6 protein-coding genes are annotated in these 7,276 nt (G+C 58.1%); 5 read left to right on the top strand and 1 reads right to left on the bottom strand.

Translation table 11 applies throughout. The features are described from left to right. Positions 1-1,540, bottom strand: a 1,540-nt coding sequence (locus FJY67_04215; protein ID MBM3328666.1) for a hypothetical protein, incomplete at its 3' end; no start/stop codon positions are given. A 701-nt stretch (positions 1,541-2,241) separates the two neighbouring features. Here FJY67_04215 and FJY67_04210 point away from each other — a divergent pair. The 5 genes from FJY67_04210 to FJY67_04190 all read left to right on the top strand — a co-directional run bounded on the left by FJY67_04210 (position 2,242) and on the right by FJY67_04190 (position 7,190). Then, positions 2,242-3,150, top strand: a complete 909-nt coding sequence (locus tag FJY67_04210; protein MBM3328665.1) for an HlyD family efflux transporter periplasmic adaptor subunit — start codon at positions 2,242-2,244, stop codon at positions 3,148-3,150. 67 nt (positions 3,151-3,217) lie between these two features. After that, entirely contained in the window at positions 3,218-4,168 is a 951-nt protein-coding gene (locus FJY67_04205) for an ABC transporter ATP-binding protein (GenBank protein ID MBM3328664.1), read from the top strand. Beyond that, positions 4,161-4,904, top strand: a complete 744-nt coding sequence (locus tag FJY67_04200) for an ABC transporter ATP-binding protein (protein MBM3328663.1) — start codon at positions 4,161-4,163, stop codon at positions 4,902-4,904. Before FJY67_04205 ends, FJY67_04200 begins: the two co-directional genes overlap by 8 nt. Continuing rightward, a complete protein-coding gene (locus FJY67_04195) occupies positions 4,858-6,060 on the top strand; it encodes an ABC transporter permease (protein ID MBM3328662.1) in 1,203 nt (400 codons plus the stop codon). The genes FJY67_04200 and FJY67_04195 overlap by 47 nt, the downstream gene beginning before the upstream one ends. Further along, the gene (locus tag FJY67_04190; protein MBM3328661.1) at positions 6,057-7,190 is read left to right on the top strand and encodes an ABC transporter permease; all 1,134 of its coding nucleotides are present in this window, start codon (positions 6,057-6,059) and stop codon (positions 7,188-7,190) included. Before FJY67_04195 ends, FJY67_04190 begins: the two co-directional genes overlap by 4 nt. The last annotated feature ends 86 nt before the right edge of the window (positions 7,191-7,276 follow it).

The following is a 7,276-nucleotide window of genomic DNA, read 5'->3' as shown; positions in this document are numbered from 1 at the left end:
CGACGATCAGGCTGCTGGTGTAACTGGCGAGGAAGACGAGGTCATTTTCCTGATCGTAGCCGACCGGCGACCAATACTGGTTCACCTGATTCGGCCCGGCAAACTGGGCGATCAAGTCGCCCGGGTTGTCGCGCAGCGGTCCGCCATCGGCATTGCGCAACTCGCGACCGCCGGCGTCGCGGCGACGCCCTGGCTCACGAATAATCTCGGCACTGATCTCGAAGTTGAGGTCGGCGCCGCCATCGTTGGCGATGTTGATGACGTGCTCGGCGATTTCGCCGGTGTTAAGCGCGTCTTCAATCGCCTGTGGATCGACGCTGATCTGCGGCGCCGCGAGGCAGCGGCCAGTCAGCGGGGCGCGGAAGACGCCATCTTCGGCGTTGACCGCATTGCACTCGATCCAGCCTTCGTCAGCGTAATCGCCGCCTTCTTCGGGCCGGAAGGTAATTGAGAATTCCACCTCCTCCCCTGAACCGATGGCAAACTCGCCCTGGAATTCGGGGAGAATGAAGGCGCCGTTGTCGTTACCCCAGCCGGTGATGACGAGGTCTTCGACGCCGTTGTTCATCAGCGTCGCATCAATTGTCCGCTCGCGGCCGAGGAAGACGTCGCCGAAGTGGAATTCGGCCGGGTCGAGGCTAATGCCCGCGCCCTCTTCGAACTCGATCCAGCGCTGCCGGAAGCCCATCGCATACTCGTTAGCCGGGACTCCGACGTTCTGGGCAAAAATGCCCGAAAGCCCGATATTGCGGGCTTGGTTCTGGATGCCGACGCTCAGGTTGTAACCGTTGGCTACGGCGACGTTGGTCTGGTGCTGGAAGAGGATGTTGCCGCGGCGGTCAATGATTGCCTGGAAGGTGTAGCGCCGGTTGTTGTCGGCGATATGGGGGTAGTTGATCCAGGAGAAGATCGCTATGCCGTTGTCGGCATTAGTGTACCACCATGACTGGCTGTTCCCGGCCGGCGGATAGAGGTCGGTGAAGAATGCCGCCATAATGCCGGTCGGGTCGTTGGCGTTGGGGAACGCCGCGTTCGGGGTGTAGTCTGCGCCTCCGTCGGAGACCGAAATCCACCCGTTGGAGCAGTAGTAGATCGACCCGTAGTTCTGCCCGTAGAAGGGGAACTGCCACCCGAGTTGAAGTGCACCGCTGTTCTGGTCATCACCGTTGATGCCGAGTTGATTGCCGCGCATATCACCTTGGGTGATGTCGATCCAGGCGTAGCGAACGCCAGCCTCCTCAATGTCCCGGTAGGAGTAGCCCCCTTGATCCGGTCCGCCCCGCCGGTCCCGGCCGGGCAGTTGATATTCATTGGATACCGGTCCTTGGGCCATCTTATTCAGATAGGCCGCCGCCGCTTCCGGCGTGCTAATGACCGGCGCACCCTCGGGGACGATCGCCGACTGCCATCGGTTGCCGTCCTCAGGGTTGGGTAGTCCGGCTGACGGCGCGGCCGTCGCCTGCATCATTGGCACGAAGAGTGCCATCGCCATCAAGACGATGCAGAGAACCGGATTGAAGACCTTGCGATTTCCCTCCATTCCAACCTCCGGGAAAATGTTACGCGAATACGATGAACATTGGTAACAATGGCGTCCCCGAACGCGGGTTACGCCGTTTCGACCGCCGCAGGATACTGCACAACCGCAGATTGTGCCGCATACCGGGCGCGCCTGAGCGAACTATGTGCATACCGGGGAAGTGCCAAGTGAGCGGTGCCGATGCAGCGCGAAGAACGAGGAAGCGAATAGGTAGGTAGAGACTCGGTTGACTTTGCATCGCTTCCGCAGGGATTCCCTGCGCTCTTAACCAATGCAATCATCCTGCCAATTTACCAACCCTTACAAACTCTCGTAATAATCTACAATTAGCATCCCTGCCTAAAATGTAACCCTGTCAAAAAGTTATCGGACGTCTGCAGTCGGTGGCTAAGTATCCCGCCTTTGCGAGACTGCAGCAGGCAGTCGAAGCAATCTCTGTAATCACGAGACTGCAGCAGGCAGAAGAAATATATCGGCATTTACGAGTCTGTCTCAGTTAAGGGAAGCAACAGGATCACCTCGCTTCACTTGCCATTGCTTTAGTGTCAAAGAAATGATCAGGGTTACGAGAGCGACTCTGTCTGGTCTCCTAACCTGCCGAACAAAATCCCGGCTTGACAAGTTCACGGCTTACAGCCTAATTTATCGTTAACCTTCTGCTATAACTTCCAAACACGACATCTAACCCGAGAGCACGCCCCGTGCCTACTGGACTTACCCTATCACCAAGACATTTGATCCCCGGCATACTGCTTTCACTGGCATTTAACGCTTGCCGGACCGGGCCTCAGCCTAATCCGTCCGGCACCTTCGAAGCGGTATCGGTTGCGGTCTCGACGACCCTTGCCGGAAGGCTGCTTGAGGTCCGCCCTCGAGAGGGTGACATCGTCCAGATTGGCGATACATTGGCAGTGCTGGACATCGAACTGCTTCGCCTCGAGCGCGATCAAGCCGCCGCTGGATATGCTGCAATCGAGGCTCAAGTGAGGGTCATTCGGGAAGGGCTGGCACGAGCCGAACGCGCCCTGACGTTCATCGAAGACGAACTGGCTCGAGCGACTGCTTTACTCGAAAGTGGTTCCGTCCGGCAGCAGCAGACCCTTGAACTGACCGCCCGTCGCGACGGAGCGCGCCACGAGGTCGATCAAGTGCGGCGCCAGATCGAAGTGCTTCATGCCGAACGCGCCCGCCTCGATGCAACCCTGAAAGTGCTCGACCGGCGCATCCGGGACGGCGTCGTGCTTTCACCGACTGAGGGACAGGTCGTTGTCCGCAGCGCCGAGCCGGGCGAAGTCGTCGCCCCCGGCCGGACTATCCTGACTCTCGCCGATCTTCAGACTATGGAACTGCGCATCTTCCTGGACGCGAACGACCTGCCCAAGGTGAAGGTCGGCAATGCCATTAGCATACTCCCCGATGAGCATCCCGGCGACACGCTAAGAGGCCAGATCGAGTGGATTAGCCCGGAAGCCGAATTCTCGCCCAAGAACGCCCAGACCCGCGACGCCCGTGCGCAACTTGTCTTTGCCGTAAAGATTCGCGTTCCCAACAGTGACGGCCGTATCCGTATCGGTATGCCGGCGGAGGCGATGATCGGATATAAGCAATAGCCATAATCTTGGAATCCTGGAACCTGACCAGTGGGCATTGTCACCCATATGGCATACAAGTCAATCGATGAACGTTGTCCTTGAACTTGCCGGTGTTGGGCGTCGTTATGGGGAGCACGTCGCATTGGACGACGTTTCGCTCCAACTTTGTGCCGGCGAGATCCTTGGCCTGATCGGACCGGATGGCGCTGGCAAGACAACGCTCCTCCGCATTTCCCTCGGCTTGCTTCACGCCGACAACGGCAGGATCCGACTGCTCGACTATCCGCTGCCGGAGAATGTCCGCCGGATCAAGGCTCGCACCGGGTATATGCCGCAGCGATTCAGTCTCTATCCCGACCTCACAGTTCTCGAAAACCTACGTTTCTTCGCTGCCCTCTATCAGGTGCCCAAAAGTGAACGCGCAAACCGCGAAACCGAACTTCTCGCCTTCAGCCGCCTGGCACCATTTACAGAGCGGCTTGCCGGGCGCCTTTCCGGGGGGATGAAACAGAAACTGGCTCTCGCCTGCAACCTGATCCACCGTCCCGAAGTCCTCTTCCTCGACGAGCCGACAACCGGAGTCGATCCGGTCAGCCGCCGCGAATTCTGGGATGTCCTGCGCGGCCTGGCTCGCGACGGAATATCCATTATGGTCAGCACCCCTTATATGGACGAAGCGGAACTTTGCGACCGCGTAGCGCTAATGCGCGACGGTCGCATTATGATGCTGGGGCCTGTTCCGTCCCTTACCCGTGCTTCCGGATTAAATATCCTGGAGGTTGCCACCGATGAACCTCTTCAGATTCAGCAGGCACTCCTGACGAACGGCATTCCCGCCGGATCCATTCAACGTTTCGGCGAAGTTCTGCACCTTCGACTCGACCGTCCGCTGGATGAGGCTCTAATCACCGGCGCGCTGCAGCCCTACCCCTGCATCTTGCGTTCGGTCGATCCATCGCTGGAAGACATCTTCATCTACTGGGATGATATCAAAAGCCCTTCGGTTGCGACTGAACGGCAACAGGACTATGCATAAGACTTCCTCAAGCGACTCCCCGGCCCTCATGGCAGAAGCCCTTACCCGGAAGTTTGGCCGGTTTACAGCGGTCGATGCCATCGATCTCGAAGTTCGACGCGGTGAGATATTCGCATTCCTTGGTCCAAACGGTGCCGGCAAGACGACTGCAATCAGGATGTTTTGTGGTCTGCTTCCACCTACATCCGGCGAAGCCTGGGTGGACGGGTTAAACATCGCTACCGACCGGGAACAGATCAAGTCGCAGATCGGGTATATGAGCCAGAAGTTCAGCCTCTACGATGACCTCTCGGTGGTCGAGAACCTCACGTTCTGTGGAGGTGTCTATGGCCTATCCCGGAGCGAGACGGCAGCAGCGGCGGGTCCCCTTCTGAAGCGATTGGGCCTCTTCGGTCGGGAAAGCCTCATCACTCGTGAACTTCCGCCCGGCTTCAAACAGCGGCTGGCTTTGGGTTGCACCATTCTCCACCGACCGCGCATCCTTTTCCTCGACGAGCCGACCGCCGGCGTCGATCCCTCCGCACGCCGCGAGTTCTGGGATGTGATCTACGAACTGGCTGCCGGGGGGACGACGGTCTTTGTAACGACTCACTATATGGACGAAGCGACCCGATGCAATCGGGTCGCTATTATGAAGGACGGCCGTCTGATCGCTCTTGGAACTCCCGGCGAGTTGCGAGAGCGTTACGATGCGCCAACTTTACAGGAAGCCTTTCATCGCGCGGTGGCCGAATGACTCCGGTGAGACTGCACATTACCTGCCTCAAGTTGGTATGACCCGCGTCGCAGCTATAGCCGGCAAGGAATTTCTTCATATCCTGCGCGATCCCCGCAGCCTCGCCATTGCTATTCTGATGCCGCTTGCGATGGTCGTGCTCTACGGCTACGCCATCGACATGGAACTGAAGCGTGTCCGGGTCGGGGTGCTCGACTACGACCGCACTCCCGCCTCACGACGATTGGTGCGCGAGATGACCTCCGGTGAAGCGATCGTCATGGCTCAAGTCCTCCTAAACCGATCGGAAATCGAGTCCGGTTTCCGTAAGGATCGGTTTCGTGCCGCGCTTATAATCCCCTCCGGTTATGCCCGGGACCTTGAGCGCGGCCCGGCGGCGAGGGTGCAATTGATCGTCGATGGTGCCGACGCGACGACCGCCGCCACTGTTGAAAACTATCTGAACGCGGTAATCGCCCGGATCAACCGATCATCTTTTTCGACATTCTCATCATCGTTGTCAACGATTGCCACGCTTCCGATCGCTGCCGAGCCCCGCATCTGGTTCAATCCGGCTCTTGCCAGCGCGGTCTTCGTTGTTCCCGGGCTGGTAGCGCTCGTTCTGACCATGATTTGCGCACTTCTGACGTCGATTGCCATCGCCCGTGAACGCGAGACCGGCACCCTTGAGCAGATGCTAACGACACCGGTTCAAGCCGGCGAGATCATTATCGGCAAGGTGCTTCCCTATCTGACGATCGGTGCTCTTGACGCTGTCATCATTCTGTTGGCCGGCCGGTTCATCTTTGGTGTGCCAATGGCGGGTTCCTGGCTGGCGCTCACCGGTTACTGCTTCATCTATCTTCTGGTGGCACTCGGGCTGGGACTACTCGTTTCGACCCTTGCTCGCACCCAGCAGATCGCAATGATGATGGCGCTGATGATGACCCTCCTGCCAACGCTCCTTCTTTCCGGCTTCATATTCCCGGTGGCCAGCATGCCGGCAATCCTGCAGATGGTGAGCAGGATAATCCCGGCCACCTACTTCCTAAAGGTAATTCGGGGAGTCATGCTGAAGGGCGTCAACTGGTATCCACTCGAGGGGGCGATCTTGTCGCTGATGGCGCTCGCGATTCTGGGTATAGCCATAGCGCGCTTCAAGAGGGACCTCGAGTGAATGCGCTTCGCCCGGTGCTATTCCTGATCGAAAAGGAGTTTCGGCAGGTCTTTCGCGACCCGATCATGCTCCGGATGCTCTTCGTCCTGCCGGTGATGCAACTCTTCCTCTTCGGATATGCGGTAACGACCGACATCAAGAATGTCCGCCTGGCGTTGCTCGATCGCGACCGGACACCAGCCAGCCGGCATCTGGCCGAGGCATTCTATGCCGGAGAATATTTCAAAGAGAGCCTGGTTGCGTCGTCTGAGGATGAGATCGATGAAGCGCTCGTTCGAGGTCGTGCCGACATCGCTCTTACCATTCCCAAGGGTTATGGTCGGGCGTTGGAGACAGGACAGCCCGCAACGATTGGACTGTTGGTCGATGGCGTCAATTCAAGCCTGGCGGGGAGGGCGCGGAGTTATGCAGAGGGAGTCATCCGCAAGGAAGCGTTCGAACGGGTTGCTCTACTGGCGAGCCGTTATCCCGACCTGATGGGTGATGTCCGAAGGATTGAAGCGGTTACGCGGGTCTATTACAATCCCCAACTCGAGAGCCGGTTCTATATGATTCCGGCCATCCTGGTGATGATCATCACCATTGTTTCCGGGATGATGACCGGAATGGCCGTGGTGCGCGAACGCGAGATCGGGACGTTGGAATTCTTGCGTGTTTCACCGCTCAAGTCGTGGCAGATCGTCATCGGCAAGACGATTCCCTTTGTCGTGCTGGCGTTCGTAGAACTCTCGCTGGCGGCCGTCGTAGCCATCCTCTGGTTCAAACTGCGCTTTGCCGGATCGGTGCTGAATCTGGCATTGGCATCGGCGGTTTACCTGTTGGTGACGCTCGGCTCGGGACTGCTCGTTTCAACAGCTGCTCGAACGCAACAGCAGGCGATGCTTACGATCTGGTTCTTTCTTGTCTTCGGCATCCTGATGAGCGGGTTCTTCTTCCCGGTCGAGAACATGCCGGAAAACATAAGGCTGCTCACCTATCTCAATCCACTGCGCTATTTCATGGCTATCGTGCGGGGGATATTCCTGAAAGGGACGTCGCTGGTGGAGATGCTGCCCGACCTGGTGCCGCTCTCGGCGATTGGGCTGGCGGTCTTTACTCTGGCGGTGGTAAGGTTTGGACGGAAGGAATGACGAAAGGTATTTGGAACGCCGAAGATGGAAAGTGTGCTGCGTTGACAGCGTGGTTTGACTGAATGCATAGATTATTAATGGGCGCA

The organism is Calditrichota bacterium, assembly GCA_016867835.1.
Lineage (GTDB): Bacteria > Electryoneota > AABM5-125-24 > Hatepunaeales > Hatepunaeaceae > VGIQ01.
Note: the sequence above shows the minus strand (reverse complement) of the source record. Positions and strands in the feature narration are given on the sequence as shown.